Source organism: Bifidobacterium thermacidophilum subsp. thermacidophilum DSM 15837 (genome assembly GCF_000426425.1).
GTDB lineage: Bacteria > Actinomycetota > Actinomycetes > Actinomycetales > Bifidobacteriaceae > Bifidobacterium > Bifidobacterium thermacidophilum.
Genome location: NZ_AUFI01000010.1, coordinates 159,188 through 176,270, shown reverse-complemented (window position 1 = coordinate 176,270; position 17,083 = coordinate 159,188). Strand labels below are relative to the sequence as shown.

Annotated in this window: 11 protein-coding genes; all 11 read left to right on the top strand. The window is 60.0% G+C overall.

Annotation, left to right across the window (positions count from 1 at the left end; all coding sequences use genetic code 11):
* Window positions 1–47 precede the first annotated feature (47 nt).
* Window positions 48–722 (top strand): histidine phosphatase family protein, encoded by a 675-nt coding sequence (locus K315_RS0107030; RefSeq protein WP_029576810.1) that lies wholly within the window; start codon window positions 48–50, stop codon window positions 720–722.
* A gap of 110 nt (window positions 723–832) precedes the next feature.
* Window positions 833–1,258: a DUF948 domain-containing protein gene (locus K315_RS0107025; protein WP_029576809.1), complete on the top strand. Its 426-nt coding sequence runs from the start codon at window positions 833–835 to the stop codon at window positions 1,256–1,258.
* 21 nt (window positions 1,259–1,279) lie between these two features.
* Window positions 1,280–1,516 carry a hypothetical protein gene (locus K315_RS0107020; RefSeq protein ID WP_029576808.1) on the top strand — a complete coding sequence of 79 codons (237 nt, stop codon included), beginning with the start codon at window positions 1,280–1,282 and terminating at the stop codon, window positions 1,514–1,516.
* Window positions 1,517–1,600: 84 nt separating this feature from the next.
* Window positions 1,601–4,276: an alanine--tRNA ligase gene (gene alaS, locus K315_RS0107015; protein ID WP_029576807.1), complete on the top strand. Its 2,676-nt coding sequence runs from the start codon at window positions 1,601–1,603 to the stop codon at window positions 4,274–4,276.
* A 7-nt stretch (window positions 4,277–4,283) separates the two neighbouring features.
* Window positions 4,284–4,766, top strand: coding sequence for a Holliday junction resolvase RuvX (gene ruvX / locus K315_RS0107010; RefSeq protein ID WP_029576806.1), 483 nt, complete (start codon window positions 4,284–4,286; stop codon window positions 4,764–4,766).
* A 25-nt stretch (window positions 4,767–4,791) separates the two neighbouring features.
* Window positions 4,792–6,003: an endolytic transglycosylase MltG gene (gene mltG, locus K315_RS0107005; RefSeq protein WP_029576805.1), complete on the top strand. Its 1,212-nt coding sequence runs from the start codon at window positions 4,792–4,794 to the stop codon at window positions 6,001–6,003.
* A gap of 194 nt (window positions 6,004–6,197) precedes the next feature.
* Window positions 6,198–7,385, top strand: a complete 1,188-nt coding sequence (aroC, locus tag K315_RS0107000; RefSeq protein WP_029576804.1) for a chorismate synthase — start codon at window positions 6,198–6,200, stop codon at window positions 7,383–7,385.
* A gap of 65 nt (window positions 7,386–7,450) precedes the next feature.
* The gene (locus K315_RS0106995; protein ID WP_152571422.1) at window positions 7,451–9,163 is read left to right on the top strand and encodes a bifunctional shikimate kinase/3-dehydroquinate synthase; all 1,713 of its coding nucleotides are present in this window, start codon (window positions 7,451–7,453) and stop codon (window positions 9,161–9,163) included.
* A 48-nt stretch (window positions 9,164–9,211) separates the two neighbouring features.
* Complete coding sequence (locus K315_RS0106990) at window positions 9,212–9,667, top strand: type II 3-dehydroquinate dehydratase (protein WP_015450492.1); 456 nt, start codon at window positions 9,212–9,214, stop codon at window positions 9,665–9,667.
* 430 nt (window positions 9,668–10,097) lie between these two features.
* Window positions 10,098–15,290, top strand: a complete 5,193-nt coding sequence (gene pulA / locus K315_RS0106985; RefSeq protein WP_029576802.1) for a type I pullulanase — start codon at window positions 10,098–10,100, stop codon at window positions 15,288–15,290.
* Window positions 15,291–15,505: 215 nt separating this feature from the next.
* Complete coding sequence (locus K315_RS09640) at window positions 15,506–17,035, top strand: alpha-amylase (protein WP_033520562.1); 1,530 nt, start codon at window positions 15,506–15,508, stop codon at window positions 17,033–17,035.
* Window positions 17,036–17,083: the final 48 nt, after the last annotated feature.

Genomic DNA, 17,083 nt, shown 5'->3' with positions numbered 1-17,083 from the left:
CGGTGCGACATGCGCACCTACGGACACGCGGCTATAGCATGGGTGTCATGAAGTTGCATCTGTATCTGGTCCGCCATGGCCAGACCTATTTCAACCGCTACAACCGGCTGCAAGGCTGGTCAAATTCCCCGCTGACTGAACAGGGGCTCGCCGACGCTGAACGCGCCGCCCACAAGCTCGAAGGAATCCAGTTCGCCGCCGCATACTGCTCTGACACCACGCGCGCGGAACAGACGGCACACATGATTCTCGACGTGAACGAAAGCCACGGTCATAAGCGCCCGACACTGATCGCTGACATGCATTTCCGCGAACAATACTACGGGTATTTCGAAGGACAGGATATGTCCGCCTCCTGGTGGGCGGCGGGGGCTCCTCATGGCGCCGGAACCTATCAGAAGATCGTCTCGCAGTATGGACTCTCCGCGACCCGTGATTTCCTCAAACAGGCCGATCCCTTCCATGATGCGGAATCAGACGAGGAATACTGGAACCGGATCGAAGGCGGGTACCGGCTCATCGCGTCCAATCACATGCTCCATGACGGTGACCGCGTGTTGCAGATCTCTCACGGCAACACCCTGCTCAGCCTCATGCATCGTTTCGCCCCGGACGGCTATGACCTGTCCGAACGACCGGGCAACGGCAGTGTGACACAGCTTGACTTTGACACCGAAGCCCCATTCGATACGGCGCTGAGCGTAATTTCCTACAACAATTGACCTGCGCGCCCGGGGGCGATAGATTCGTCAACAAGGCGCGCGTCTCGCCCGCCTACTAGGCTTGACCCGGTATCGTAGCGCTGTACGCGCGTGAGCAGAAAGAGGTTCGCATGGGTGTTGGAGACATCGCCGGGCTGATTGCGGCAATCGCATTCGCGATTCTTGTCGGCTTCCTTATCTACCCGCTGATTCGGCTGGGCAAGCTGTTCGACCAGATCGCCATCACCGTCAAGGAGTCGGGTGACCACGCCATCCCCGCCATTGACGAGGGGGTCACCACAGTCAAGCAGGTCAACAAGTCCCTGGCTGATGTCAATCGCATCTCCGATTCCGCATCCACCACGGTAAACAACATCACCGCGCTGACTGATTTGTACGGTTCATTCCTCGGCAAGCCGGTCATCAAAGCTGCATCTACGATGTATGCGCTCAAGTTGACGGCACAGCAATTCTTCACCAAGAAAACCGCACGCAAGCAGGTCGTGCCCACCAAGCCGGCTGACGCCAAGACGCGGGCGAAGGCCCCAACGAAGTAACCGGGCAGGCAGACAAGGAGCATCATGAAAAGAACGTTCTGGGTGGCAGTAGGTGTGGTCATCGGTGTGGTGGCCGTCGCCAAAGCCCAGGCTTATGTCAAGGCCAACACCCCTGATAACGTAAGGCAGTTCCTGCTCGGCCCCGATCAGGACAACGTCCTGCAACGCACGCTCGCCGGTCTCATCGAGGATTTCAACACGACCCGCAAAGCGCGCGAAGCGGAGTTAAACGCACAGTATTCAGGTATTTCAAAGTAACAGGTGCCGCACCAGTCTGACATCAATAACGCAGGCCCACGCCGCAACCGCGAGCCGCACACAACACAAGGAGTCATCCCGCTTATGCGCACAGCAGACATCGCAAAGCGTTACCTCACGTATTTCCAGAAGCATGGCCATTTGGTCATGCCGTCGGCTTCGCTTATCTCGCCGAACCCGACAACCCTGTTCACCATTGCAGGCATGGTGCCGTTCATCCCGTACCTGCTCGGTGAGCAGACGCCGCCCGCCACGCGCGTGACCTCGAACCAGAAGTGCGTGCGTACGCTCGATATCGACGAGGTCGGAAAAACCACCCGCCACGGCACCTTCTTCCAGATGCTGGGCAACTTCTCCTTCGGTGATTACTTCAAGGAGGAGGCCATCCATTACGCGTGGGAGCTGCTGACCACCCCGCAGGACCAAGGCGGCTACGGTTTCGACCCCGAAAAGCTCTGGGTCACCACCTTCACCGACGATGAGGAAGCGCGTTCGATCTGGAAGAACGAAGGCTTCGACCCCGAACATATGCAGGTGTTCGGTATGGAAGACAACTTCTGGACCACCGGCGGCCCCGGCCCCGGCGGCCCCTGCTCCGAGATTTACGTGGATCGCGGCCCGGAATATGGTCGTGACGGCGGCCCCGCGGCTGACGAGAACAGGTTCATCGAAATCTGGGATCTCGTCTTCGAAAACTACGAAGTCGACAACGTCAAGTCCAAGACCGACCTGCATATCGTCGGCGAGCTGGAGCACAAGAACATCGATACCGGCGCCGGTCTGGAACGTCTCGCGTACCTCATGCAGGGTAAGCAGAACATCTACGAGACCGATGAGGTCTTCCCGGTCATCGAGGCCGCGGAGAAGCTCTCCGGCCGTACCTACGGCGAAGACGCTGACGCGGATGTGCGCTTCCGCGTCGTGGCCGATCATGTGCGTTCCGCCCTCATGATCATGTCCGACGGCGTGCGTCCGAGCAACGTCGGTCGTGGCTACGTGCTGCGTCGTCTGCTGCGCCGAACCGTGCGCTCCATGCGTATGCTCGGTGTACGCGACCACGTGCTGCCCACACTCTTCCCGGTCTCCGAAGCGGCAATGGAACCGAATTATCCGGAACTCAAGGACACCTTCCATGAGGTTTCGGAATCCGCATACGGTGAGGAAGACGCCTTCCTGAGGACGCTGGAAAGCGGCACCACGATTCTTGACGTCGCGGTCGATCAAGCCAAGCGTAATCACGGCGAAGTCTCCGGTGAGGACGCCTTCAAGCTCCACGACACCTACGGCTTCCCGATTGAGCTCACCCTCGAGATGGCCCAGGAGCAGGGCGTTAAGGTCGACGAAGCGAAGTTCCGTGAGCTCATGCACGAACAGAAGTCCCGTGCACGCGCCGACGCGCTCAAGAAGCGCCACAACGTTGATCTGAGCGTCTACGACGATTTCAAGAAGACGCTCGCCAAGCCGATCGACTTCCTCGGATACACCGATTTTTCGAGCCGTTCCACCGTGCTCGGCATCATGCAGGAAGGCAAGGGTTCGGTGCCTGCGGTGACCGGCCCGGCGAACGTCGAGGTCATCCTCGACCGCACCCCCTTCTACGCCCAGGCTGGCGGTCAGCTCGCTGACCAGGGCGAGATCATCTCCGATGATGGCGCGGTGCTTGAAGTCGACGACGTGCAGAAGCCCATCAAGGATCTGATCGTCCATCAGTGCCGTCTGACCGAGGGCACGCTCGTGGTCGGTGCCGCGGTCAACGCGAATATCGACCTGCAGCGTCGTGGCGCCATCGCTCGCGCCCACACCGCGACCCACATGGTGCATAAGGCTCTGCGTGAGGAACTCGGCCCACAGGCTACCCAGCGTGGCTCCGAAGATGCCCCGAACCGTCTGCGCTTCGATTTCCAGTGGTCCAAGGCCCCGAGCAAGACCGTCATGGACGCTGTGGAGGCGCGAGTCAACGACCGTCTGCGCGACAACCTTGTCGTCACCACCAAGGAAATGAAGTTCGACGACGCAATTGCGCTCGGCGCGATGCATCTGTTCGGTGAGAAGTACGGCGATATCGTGCGTGTCGTGTCCATCGGCGAGGACGGCTGGAGCCGCGAGCTGTGCGGTGGTACCCACGTCGACCATGTCGGCAAGATCGGCCAGATCAGCATCATGTCCGAAGCCTCCATCGGTTCCGGCGTCCGCCGTGTCGATGCGGTTGTCGGGCAAGGCGCTTACGAATTCAACGCCCGTGAGCATGCGTTGGTCTCGCAGCTGTCCGACAAGCTCAACGCGCGTCCGGACGAGCTCGCAGATCGTGTCAATACGCTGCTTGCCAAGCTCAAGGAATCCGATCGTCGTCTGTCCTCCATGTACGAGACCCAGCTTGCTGCTGCCGTCCCTGAGCTTGTGAAGAACGCCCAGGCTTCGAACGCGCCTGTTACGGTAGCCTCGAAGAATGTGGGTCATTTCGGTTCCTTCGACGCGCTGCGCAAGACCGTCCTCGATATTCGTGGCCGGCTTGGTGACGACAAGCCGGTTGTGGTGGCCCTTGCCGGCATCAGCGGCGACGACAAGCCGATGGTCGCCGTGGCAACCAATGAATCCGCACGCAAACTCGGCATCAAGGCGGGCGACCTCGTGCGCGGTGCGTCCAAGATCCTTGGTGGCGGCGGTGGCGGCAAGCCCGATTTTGCCCAAGGCGGCGGCGCCGACGCGAGCAAGATCGATGCCGCGTTGAGCTCTCTCGCCGACGAGGCGATGAGAGGCTGACCACACGATGGTGTGGCTTGGTGTCGATCTCGGTGAAGCCAGGGTCGGACTCGCATTGTCCGACCCTGAGCTCACCTTCGCACACCCGATAGGCAATATCAAAGTCCACGGCAATGCCATGGACGCCATCGAGGATGTCATCGACATCATCGAACGAGAGCAGGTGGGACTCGTCATCGTGGGCGTTCCCCTACTGCTCAGCGGCAAACGGGGAGAAAGCGCGCGCAAAGCGCAAGGCTGGACGCGCGAACTCATGTCGCGGCTGCTGGAGTACCGTAACACCGGGCAAATCCAGCTCAACGACGTGCCGATTGTAGAGCTGCAAGACGAACGGCTGACTACCGTCACAGCCCACCGCCAGCTGAGCGATACCCAGATTTCAACACGTGACCACCGTCCGATGGTCGATCAGCAATCGGCGGTGCTGATCCTTCAATCAGCATTGGACGCCCGACATGCCGATGCCATACCCAGCAACGAGGCTGAGTAGGCCGGCGAAAGGAAGAGAAGAGACCATGCCAGATGATTTCCGCGAGTTCTTCGAGGAGCGTACGCAATGGACCGATACCGATGGCGCTGGAGACCATACGCATCCTCAAGGTACCACCGAGCACAGCGATGCCAACGATGAAGTGCCTCTGTCACGGCGCCAATTGCGCAAATCGCACGAGAAGCGTCGCAACCAGCAGATCATTCGTGTCGTGGCGATTGTGGTCGTCGTGGCCATGGTTGTCGGACTGCTGGTATTCGGCTATTCCAAACTCAAGTCTTGGCGTGATGCCCGTGAACGCGCATCCCAGGCGTTGACCGCCGATTATCCCGGGCCAGGTACCGGCAAAGTGGAATTCACGGTGGAAAGCGGCGAAGGGCCGGCAGAAATCGGGAACAATCTGGTCAAGGCCGATGTCGTCAAATCCCAGGCCGCATTCACCAGCGCCGTGGCCGCCAACAACAGCACGTTGTATCCCGGCACGTACGAACTGAAGAAACACATGGCCTGCGCCGACGTCATCGCGATTCTCTCCGACCAGTCCAAGGCCACCGGATTCCTACAAGTCAAGGCAGGTGAGCGGGTTTCCCAGGTCATCGCCGACGCCGCCCAACTGTCGGGCATCAGCGCCGACGACTTCAATGCGGTCATCAACGGCGGCGGCGCCGGAATCCTGCCTGCGGAAGCAGGCGGCAAATTCGAAGGCTGGTTACAGCCGGGCACCTACAACGTGAAAAACCGCAATTCAGCCAGTGACATCATTAAAGAGATGGTTGACAAGCGCGTTGAAACGCTGGATTCGCTGGGCGCGCCCACAGGGGCGGACCGTGAGAAGATGCTGATCATCGCTTCAATCGCCGAATCTGAAGTCAATGCTGACGAATACTACGGCAAAGTGGTACGCGTCATCCTCAACCGGCTGGCCAAGAACATGCCGCTCGGCATGGACTCCACCGTCGCCTACGGTTTGGGAACCACCGCCGACAAACTCACCGACGCCATGCTTCAGGATGCGTCAAACCCGTATAACACGCGTGTCAATACCGGCTTGCCGCCCACGCCGATCAGCAATCCGGGCGAATCGGCGATCAAAGCCGCCATGAATCCTCCCGAGGGGGATTGGTTGTACTTCGTCACAGTGAATCTCACCACCGGCGAGACGAAATTCGCCACCTCCGAGGATGAGTTCTGGAAACTGCGCGACGAATACAAGAGTTCGAACAACAACGCGAACTGAGCAGACGGCACGCGCCAATCCGCATCTTTCGTGTCCATATAGAAGACGCGGATGCACGCGTGGGGCGGGTTGACGCTATCATTCGAGAAGCTGCGCCAGCTGCACGGCATAAGCGGAATCACGCATTCCTGTCATGCAGCAAGCGGATATACCGAAAACGACAGACAAGCCGGCATTTGAGCAAAGGAGACAACATGTTGCGTTGGCAGACCGCAGGGGAGTCGCATGGTGAAGCGCTCGTCGCGATGATGGAGGGGTTGCCTGCCGGCGTGCGGGTCTGCACGAAGGATATCTCTGCGGCTCTTGCCCGGCGTCGTCTCGGCTATGGGCGTGGCGCGCGAATGAAATTCGAGCTGGATCAGGTGCGCCTGCTGACCGGTGTCCGCCACGGCTCCACCTTGGGCTCGCCGATTTCCATCGAAATCGGCAACACCGAATGGCCCAAATGGACCGAAGTCATGAGCGCCGACCCGCTTGACCACGAATTGCCTGACACTGGCCGCAATGCTCCGCTGAGCCGTCCCCGCCCTGGACACGCGGACCTGACCGGCATGCGCAAATACGGTTTCACTGACGCTCGCCCGATTTTGGAACGGTCCAGCGCCCGTGAAACAGCATCCCGCGTGGCTTTGGGCGCGGTGGCCGCGAATTTCCTCGAACAGGCGCTGTCCATTCGCACGGTTGCGCACGTCATCTCCATAGGCGGTGTCGGTATTGACGAGGATGCTCCGCTGCCGGTGCCGGACGACCTTGACGCCCTCGATGCGTCTCCGGTCAGAACCCTGGATAAAGACGCCGAACAGCGCATGATGGAACGCATCGACGAGGCGAAGGCGTCTGCCGATACGCTCGGTGGTGTCATCGAGGTCATCGCGTACGGCGTTCCCGCAGGACTGGGTACGTACGTCGAATCAGACCGCCGTCTCGACGCGGCGCTGGCCGGTGCCCTGATGGGCATCCAGGCGATTAAGGGCGTCGAAATCGGCGATGGATTCAAGGAAGCAGACCGTCCCGGTTCTCTTGCCCATGATGAGATTGTGGTGAATGATGACGGCCGTATCAGTCGTCTGAGCAATCGTGCCGGCGGTATCGAAGGCGGTATGTCCAACGGCGAGCCCATCCGAGTGAGGGCTGCGATGAAGCCAATCCCATCGATTCCGAAGGCTTTGCGCACCATCGACGTGCTGACGGGCGAGCCGGCGCAGGCCATCAATCAGCGGTCCGACAACACGGCAGTCCCGGCGGCGTCGGTCGTCGCCGAGGCGATGGTGCGGCTGACAGTGGCGCAGTTCGTCCTTGAGAAATTCGGCGGTGACAATATCGCCGAAACGCGTCGGAATGCCGAGAACTATCTCGCCTCTTGGCCCGAGCATCTGCGCTGAGTGTCGACCAGTGGCAAGTTCGCATACATCGGTAGGGATTTCACTGATTACAGAGTGAGGATGGTATGACTGAGCATCGTCATGGCGGCCACGGCAATCGCCATCGTGGTCAACGTCGTCGGTCAGGCAGGTCACGGAACACGCCTCGTTTAGTTGAGCCGCCGGTGGCAGTGCTCATCGGCATGCCCGGAGCTGGAAAAACACGTGTGGGCGGCGAAGTCGCGCAGATGCTGGGAGTTCGGTTCACTGATTCGGACGAGGTGATCGAGCATCGTGCTGGCATGCGTATCGCCGAGTATTTCAGCGAGTACGGCGAGCCGAAGTTCCGTGAGCTGGAATCGCAGGTCATCGCCGATTTGTTGCACACGGCCGGCGGTATCGTCTCGCTCGGCGGGGGAGCGCCCATGACCGAGTCCGTCCGGCGCAATCTGCAGACGTATATCTCGCAAGGCGGCAAAGTTGTCTATTTGCAAGCCGATCCGCAGGAAGCGATGGAGCGGGCGCGTCGTGGCGGCAACAGGCCGATGCTCGCCGGTGACCCCGACGCTCGTTGGCGCGCCTTGTACGAGGTGCGCGACCCAGTGTTCAGCGCCGTCGCGAATGTGTATGTGCATACCCGCGGATCATCGCCGCAACATGCGGCAAGGAAGGTGATGGATATGGTCATGGAACATGACGTACATGTCACAGGCGCGTCAATCACGCCGTACGATGTGCGCATCGGGGTCGGGACATCGAATCATCTCGCCGAAGTGCTGGGCGACCGGCCGATGAGAATCGCCCTGATCCATACGGCGCCCGTACAGCGGCATTCGGATCGTGCGCGCGCGCTGTTGCGCCAGGCCGGGTACGTGGTCAGTGACTTGCTGATTCCGGACGCCGAGGCCGGCAAGACCATCGAGGTCGCTAACGGCATCTGGCAGCGGCTCGGTAACGAGGGATTCACCCGTTCGGACGCCGTGGTCGGCTTGGGCGGCGGCGCGGCGACCGATCTTGCCGGATTCGTCGCGGCGACTTGGATGCGCGGCATCCGCTACGTGAACTGCCCGACATCCCTGCTGGCGATGGTGGATGCTTCAACCGGCGGGAAAACCGGTATCAACACGCCGCAAGGCAAGAATCTCGTCGGTTCGTTCTACACGCCTGCGGGAGTGCTCGCAGATATGCGAGCCCTGGAGACCCTGCCCAACGATATCTTCATCGAAGGCCTGGGCGAAGTCGCGAAATCCGGGTTCATCCGCGACCCTGAGATTCTCAGCATTCTGGAGAATCATGCACAGCAATTGCGTGAATTCAACGGTTCCACCTTCCTCGGCTCTCCGCTCGAGGATGTTGTCGCGGAACTGATTGAGCGTACGGTGAAGGTCAAAGCCTATCACGTGTCCAACGACCTGCGCGAAGCCGGGCTACGTGAATTCCTCAACTATGGGCACACGCTCGGTCACGCTATCGAACAGATCGAGCATTTCAAGTGGCGGCATGGCAATGCGGTTGCTGTCGGATGCGTGTTCGCGGCGGAACTGTCCAGTATCCTCGGGTATATCGATCAGGATCTCGTCGACTATCATCGTCAGCTGCTCGGTTCGCTCGGCCTGCCGATTTCATGGTCGGGCGGCGATTGGGACAGCGTGCTCGCACTCATGCACCGTGACAAGAAGGCGCGCGGCAACACCCTGCGTTTCGTGGTGCTCGAAGGCATCGGCCACCCGATCCATCTGGACGATCCGCCTATCGAGGCAGTGCATGAGGCGTTCGAGCGGATCCGTTCTGCGCACTGAACGCCTCCTGCGATTGCCAAGGATTCGGTAACAAGCGAAAGGACAGCAATGGCACGACATGTTCTTGTGGTCAATGGACCCAATCTCGGGCGTCTTGGCGTCCGCCAGCCCGATGTGTATGGGCATCAGGACCTTGAAACGCTGCGCAAGGATTGCACGCAGTGGGGGCACGAACTTGGTCTGGATGTGGAAGTTCGGCAGACCGATGACGAGGCGGAGATGATCCACTGGATGCATGAGGCCGCGGATGGCGCCATTCCGGTCGTCATGAACCCGGCGGCGTTCACACATTACAGTTACGGCCTCGCCGACGCGGCGCATATGGTTGGTGATGCCGGTGTGCCTCTGATGGAGGTGCATATCTCGAATCCCGCTGCACGCGACGAGTTCCGTAAGCGCAGTGTTATTTCACCGGTGGCTACGGGAACCATCACCGGCATGGGATTCTTCGGGTATCGTCTCGCCCTCGAGGCGGTGGCCCACATCATCGGCCAAGAAGCCTGAATTCCACCCCGGACTATCAGCTCAGCCCCGACGATTGTTGGATCGTCGGGGCTTGCTGTTTTTCATGCGCGTAGCAGCAGAGGATTACGCGCGTGTGAGTCGCCACGAACCGGCACGGCAATAGGTTGACAACCGGCATGACAACGTTTGTGGGAGCGATTCAGAAAACACTGACCGTCGTCTCATGAAACAGTGTCAAACAGTGTTGAAGAATGGCGGTCTTTCAGCAATCGCACCGTTGCATTGGTGTTGCGGAACAATCCTGATATCATGAAAACACCTGATACAAACGTATGCAATCCGATGACGGGCCTCCCCAGGTGGTCCTGGTCACACGGCCGGAGGGCATGCGATACAGCCACGGCAGGGTACGCGCAATCCGGCGCGATTTCCTGTACGGGCATCTCACAGTTGAGAATTGGAAGGATATATGGCCATTCAACGATTCAAAACAGCGGCATGCAAGACGCTTGGCGTCGCCGTGTGCACTGCGATGGTCCTTGGTGCCGGGGCGTTGACGCTTCCTGTCAACGCGCAGGCAGAGGATCAAACCTCGACGAGCTCAGGCTCGTCCACATCCGGTGTCACCGCCTCAACCGCGGCAAGCTGGGTCAACAGCGATGTCCAGGTCATTGCGTTTCAGCAAACCTGGAACACCATCGCCAAGGAATGTAAGGACACCTACGGCCCCGAAGGCGTAGGCTACGTCGAAGTGTCCCCGCCCCAGGAATCCATCAAGGGAAGCTCCTGGTGGACCTCATACCAGCCGGTGAGTTACAAGCTCGACTCGAAGCTGGGCTCCGAGCAGGAGTTCAAGAACATGATCACCGTCTGCAAGGCGCAACATGTCGGCATCATCGCCGATGTGGTCATGAACAACACCGCCGCTCCCGACAATAAAGGCACCTTCACCGGCACGAATGGCAGCCAGTACACACCCGATACCGGCTCATTCCCCGGATTCGCGACCCCCACGTATCCCGACGGTTTGACCGCCACGGATTTCCACACGTGCACCAAACAGATTGCGGATTATAAGAATCAGGAAGAAGTCCAGCAATGCCGTCTGAACGGCATACTTGATTTCGATTCCGAATCTGACAAGGTGCAGGACATCGAAGCCGACTATATGGCCCGCATGTACAACTACGGCGTAATCGGCTTCCGTATCGACGCCGCCAAACACATCAACACCGACAGCCTCCACGCGCTGAAAGCCAAGCTCGCGCAGAAGATCGGCAAGAACGCATCCGATATCTACTGGATCCAGGAAGGTCATCGGCAATGCTTCCGAACCGCCGGCATCCAGCCGCCGCATTATACGCAGAACGGCACGGTGACCGAGTTCGGCTTCAAGAGCGAGATGAGCCAGGCGTTCAACAACAACGTCACTTCGCTCAAGGACTTGGCCAAGCGACTGAGCGGCGACCTATCAAGCAACGATGCGAACGTATTCGTCACCAACTGGGACACCGAGCGCGACAACGGCACCATCACGTACAAGGACAGCGGCAAGTACCAGCTCGCCAACGCGTTCATGCTGGCCTACGGCTACGGTACACCACGCCTGATGTCAGGATACAAGTTTGACAACAGGGATGCCGGTGCGCCAGGAGCCACCGACACGACGGTCCCGGATGTTGACATGAACAAGGCCTGCTCCACCAACACGGGCGACTGGAACTGCGAGCAGCGCTGGACCTCCACGCGCGGCATGATCAAGTTCCATAACTATGTCGGCGACACCGCCGTCTCGCCTGTCAAGGACTGGCAGTCCAACGGCAACGACAGCATCGCCTTTTCGCGCGGCACCAAGGGCTTCCTGGCGCTCAACAACGGTACCAAGGCGCTTGACGTCACTTACGACACGACGCTTCCGGACGGCGAATACTGCAATGTGTTCTCCACCCAGGATTGCTCCCAGACCGTGACCGTCTCCGGCGGCAAGGTCAAGACCACCATCCCGGCCCGTTCGGCAATCGCCCTGTACGGTGGCGCCACCAAGGCCAGCCATCAGGCGGCCTCGGCGACCACAGACCCGTCCGACCCGAAGGTCGAAATCAAGGACGAGGCCGTCAAGCCCACGGACACCACGCTCACCGTGTACTACAAGAACGACAACGGATACAAGCAGCCGTACATCCACTACGGTGTCGGCGAAACCTGGACCGTCGTTCCCGGCGAGGCGATGACCTACGACAAGACGAGCGGCTACTGGAAGTACACCATCGAAACCGGCGGCAATGCCGTGCAATACGTGTTCAACGACGGCAGCAACAGCTGGGACAATCCGAACGGCGGTGGCAATTACAAAGCCGCCAAGGGCATCGTCCAGCAGACCGTCACCGATCATGCCAGCACGGTCGGTTCGCCGAAAACATACCACCAGAACGGCAAGACCCGTCTGGTGGTTCACTACAAGGCTCCCGCCGGGGACAAGGACCGCGCCCTGTGGGTGTGGGGTTCGAACGCCAACACCTCCGCGAACCTTGGCGGCAAGCAGTTCGATTTCACCGGTACTGATTGCTGGGGCAAGGTAGCCGATATCACCATTGACGGGGCATACACCGATTTGGGTGTCATCGTCAAGGGCAAGGATGACTGGGACAAGGTCGGCGAGAACAACCGCAATGTGAAGGTCGCAGCGGACGGCACCGCAGAGATCTGGGTGGACGGCACCGCCTCGGATCTCGAGCAGACGCTCACCGCCGCACCGGCTGACTACATCAGCTCCTGCAAGGGATATGACGTGAACGTCACCGTGCACTACTACCGCGAAGACGGCCTGTACTTCAACGCGGGCGACACGACGAACAAGACCCCGCAGTGGGATCTGTGGACGTGGTCGGGCTCCGGCAGCGTCGATTCGCAGCACAACCTCACCAGTCATGATGACTGGGGTGAAATCAGCACGTGGACACTGAAAAACTACAAGTATCCCACCGACACGTCATCTGGAGCCAGTGACATCGGCTTGCTGCGCCGCTACGGTGGCGATGCCTGGATCAAGGAACCTGATGGCGGAAACCACTTCATCCCGGCCGACTCCCTGGTGTTCGACTCCGCCACCAAGACCGGCAAGGCTGAGGTCTGGCTGGTCGCCGGCGACCCAACCGTCTACACCGCACAACCGTCCCTGACCGTTTCGGTGCGCAGCGCGGAAATCGCCGATGCCAAGAAGATCGCCGTCAAACTCAGCGGCGAGCCTTCCGGCGACGTGACCGCGACCGTCACAGACGAAAACCGCAAAACCGTTGACGTCGCCGACGTGAAAGTCGACAAGGCGACTGTGACCGTCACCACGAAGGACGATCTCGCCGTCGATGGCGCGTACACCGTGACCGTGACCAACGACAAGGGCGAGAAGATCGGTTCCGCCACTGCGGTTGCCGGTGCCATCGTGCGCACTGACGACTTCGACAAGACCTATGCCTATGACGGAGGTGATCTTGGCGCCACGTGGACCAAGAGCAAGACCACCTTCAAGGTGTGGGCCCCGACCGCCAAGGGCGTGGACCTGGTCGTCTACAAGTCCGACACGAGCGCAGACGCCGACCAGGCGTACACCTCGCCGATGACCAAGGGTGATAAGGGCGTCTGGAGCGTCCCAATCGACGGCGACCTGAAGGATACTGCCTACCAGTACCGCCTCACCTTCGCCGACGGCACGGTGAACTATTCGCCGGATCCGTATGCGACCGCGGCCGTAGTCAACGGCAAGCGTTCCGTGGTGCTGTCCGACGCGGAGAAGTCCATCAAGGACTTCAACCGCATGCCGTCCTTCGGTTCGTCGTCCAACGCGGTGATCGCCGAGACCCACATCCGCGATCTGACCAAGAACGCCAACTCCGGTGTGTCAGAAGCCAATCGCGGCAAGTACCTCGGTGTTGTCGAAGCGGGTACCAAGAATTCTCAAGGCAAGGCGACCGGTCTTGACTACCTCAAGCAGCTGGGCATCACCCACGTGCAGATCCAGCCGATGTTCGACTATGCGAGCGTCGATGAGACCAAGGCACTGGATGATTCCAACTACAACTGGGGGTACGACCCGGAGAACTACAACGTGCCGGAAGGCTCGTACTCGTCGAACGCGAGCGATCCTGCGACGCGAATCGTCGAAGCCAAGGAAATGGTCAACGGGCTGCACAACAACGGCTTGCGGGTCATCATGGACGTGGTCTACAACCATGTCGCCGACGCCTCGACGAACCCGTTCAACCTCACTGTCCCGGGATACTACTTCCGGTACAATGCGGACGGCTCCATGGTCAACAACTCCGGCTGCGGCAACGACACCGCCTCCGAACGGGCGATGATGCGCAAGTACATCGTCGATTCGGTCACGTATTGGGCAAAGAACTACAATGTCGACGGCTTCCGCTTCGACCTCATGGGTCTCGAGGATCTCGAAACCATGAAAGCGGTGCGCGCGGCCCTCGACAAGATCGATCCGGGTATCATCATCGTCGGCGAAGGCTGGGATATGAACTCCACGATGGACAAGTCCAAGATGTCCATCCAGCCTAACGCCTACGAGCTGGACAACACCGGATTCAACGGCACCAAGACCGGTTCGACCGTCTCGTTCTTCAACGATTCGATCCGTGACGGTCTTAGGGGCTCCGTGTTCTCCGACACCGACACCGGCTTCGTGTCCGGCAAGGCGGGCCAGGAGAAGCTGATCCTGCACAATATGCTCGGCTGCCCGTATGACACGAGCAAAGGTGCCACCACGTGCTGGAACGGCAATGCGCAGGATCACTACCAGACCGCCTCCCAGGTGGTCCAGTACGCGGAAATCCACGACAACCCGACCCTGTACGACAAGCTCGTCAAGTCGGTGCCGAACGACGACGAGGCGACACGCACCAAGCGCGCCGAACTCGCCGACTCCGCGGTGTTCCTGGCGCAGGGCATCTCCGAGATCCAGCTCGGACAGGAGTTCCTGCGCACCAAGAACGGTGACGGCAACAGCTACAAGTCCGGCGACTCGGTCAACGCCATTGATTGGGATCGTCTCAACGATGCCAACTATGGCGCGAACGCCGAGTATGTCAAGGGCCTGATCGCCCTGCGCAAGAAGATCGCGGCGTTCCGTATGTCCAGCTACGACCAGATTGCGCAGAACACCAAGGTCCTTGAGGCCAAGGACGGTGTGGTCGCCTACCAAGTCAAGGACGACGACGGCACGTACGTGGTAGTGCTCAACGCCAATGACACGGATGCCACGGTATCCGGCCTGACCGCCGGCGACTACAAGCTGCTGGTTTCCGACGGCACGGTCACGGCTGATCCGTCCGCGGCGAAGACCACCACGGTCTCCGACGCCGGATACACCGTCCCGGCGCTGTCCGCCGCGGTGCTCGCCTTCGCGCCGAAGGGTGCGACGGATACGCCTGGCGACAACACGGGCAACAAGGCGGCTCAACAGCCCACGCAGAAGCCGGCACAGAAGCCCAAGGACAACAAGTCCGCCGCACAGGCCGCAAACAAGCCTGCCGACCTTGCGAAGACTGGCGCTTCCGTCGCAGGTGCCATCCTCGTGTGCATGGCACTGGCTCTGGCCGGTGCGATGTCGCTGGCGGGGGAGCGCAAGGCAAGGAACGGCTCACATCGTGACTAGCCTGCTGCCTCACAACGCCTAGTCTGACTTCATGTCAGGCTGGCCCACCAACGGGTGACGAACGTATGACAGCGTTCGTCACCCGTTGTCAATGTTCGCGCCGGTTTGCGCTGGTTTGTGTCCTAATATGCTTGAGCGCCCACCACTGTCTGCGAACGTTTGCATGGCGAAGCTGCCCGTCATACAATGCTGTCAGCCCATCCAACGGAGGAACCATGAAACAACGCATCAGAACCATTGTGGTCGCCGTGCTGTGCATCGCCGTCAGCGCAGGCCTTACCGTAGCGACATTCCGCACGCCAACCGGTGTCCCCGCTGATTTCGATCCGGTAAGCTACCGCAGCGATGTCATCGTGACTATGTTCCAGGCCAACTGGAAGTCGGTCGCCAAGGAATGTACGGATACCCTCGGACCTGAAGGTGTGGCGTACGTTCAGGTCTCTCCGCCGCAGGAATCCATCAAAGGCACTCAATGGTGGACGTCCTATCAGCCGGTGAGCTACAACTTGAACTCCAAGGAAGGAACCGAACAGGAGTTCAAATCCATGGTCGCCACCTGCAAGGCCGCAGGGGTCGGCGTCATCGCCGACGCAGTCATCAACCACACAACCGGCGTCGATCAGGGTAGCGGCACCGGTACCGGCGGCAGCTCCTACGACGCGAAGGGCAATTTCCCCGCCATCGGATACACCGCGAAGGACTTCCACACCTGCGACACGGATGTCATCAATTATTCCGACCAAGAGAACGTGCAGGATTGCCGTGTCTCCGGATTGCAGGACCTTGACACGTCATCCGCCCATGTGCGTGACACGCTTGCTTCGTATTTCGCCAAACTCTTGAAATACGGCGTCGCCGGTTTCAGGGTGGACGCCGTCAAGCACATCTCCAATACGGACGTTCTCGCCATCAAGAAACTCGTGGCGCAGAAGACCGGACGTTCCCTAAACGACATCTGGTGGATGCAGGAGGTCATCGGCAACGTGAATGAAGCCGCCGCCATCCAGCCGAAGAACTATACCAAGTCCGGCCAGGTCTCGGAATTCCAGTACGCCTACCAGCTCAAGACCTTCTTCTCGAATTCGCTGGTCGGGGGCACCAAATCGATCAAAGACATCACCAGCAATCTGGTACCGAGCGATGACGCCGCGATATTCGTCACCAATTGGGATACCGAGCGCAACGGCATGACCCTGACATACCGCGACGAAAACTCCTATCTGCTGGCCAACGCCTTCATGCTTGCTTACCCGTACAGCACGCCGAACATCTTCTCCGGCTACGAATACGAGCAATCTGACGACGGAGCCCCAGGGGCGACCAAGACATCCGTTCCCGACACCACATGCGGCACAGGCTCGGATTGGACATGCACGCAGCGGTGGACGGCGATTCGCGGCATGATCGGCTGGCACAATGTTGCCGGGTCCGCGCGTATGACCGACTGGCATGACGACGGCGATAACGTGATCGGCTTCGGCCGTGGTGCCCGGGCCTACATCGTGATCAACAACGGCGAGAGCGACGCCACCGTGTCGTATTCCACGTCGATGCCCGCCGGTGACTACTGCAATGTCTACGCCAGCGGCGACTGCTCGTCGAAAGTGCATATCGGCATCGACGGCAAACTCAATGCGACCGTACCCGCCGGTTCGGCAGTCGCCATCCACGTGGCCGCCACGCCCTCCACCTGGCACGGCACCGACGCTCGCGACGCCTCCGACCCAGATTGGTACGGAAACTGATCTGTTTGCTTTCGCGGATCTGGTCAGTCGGTCAACGCATGTTGGCGA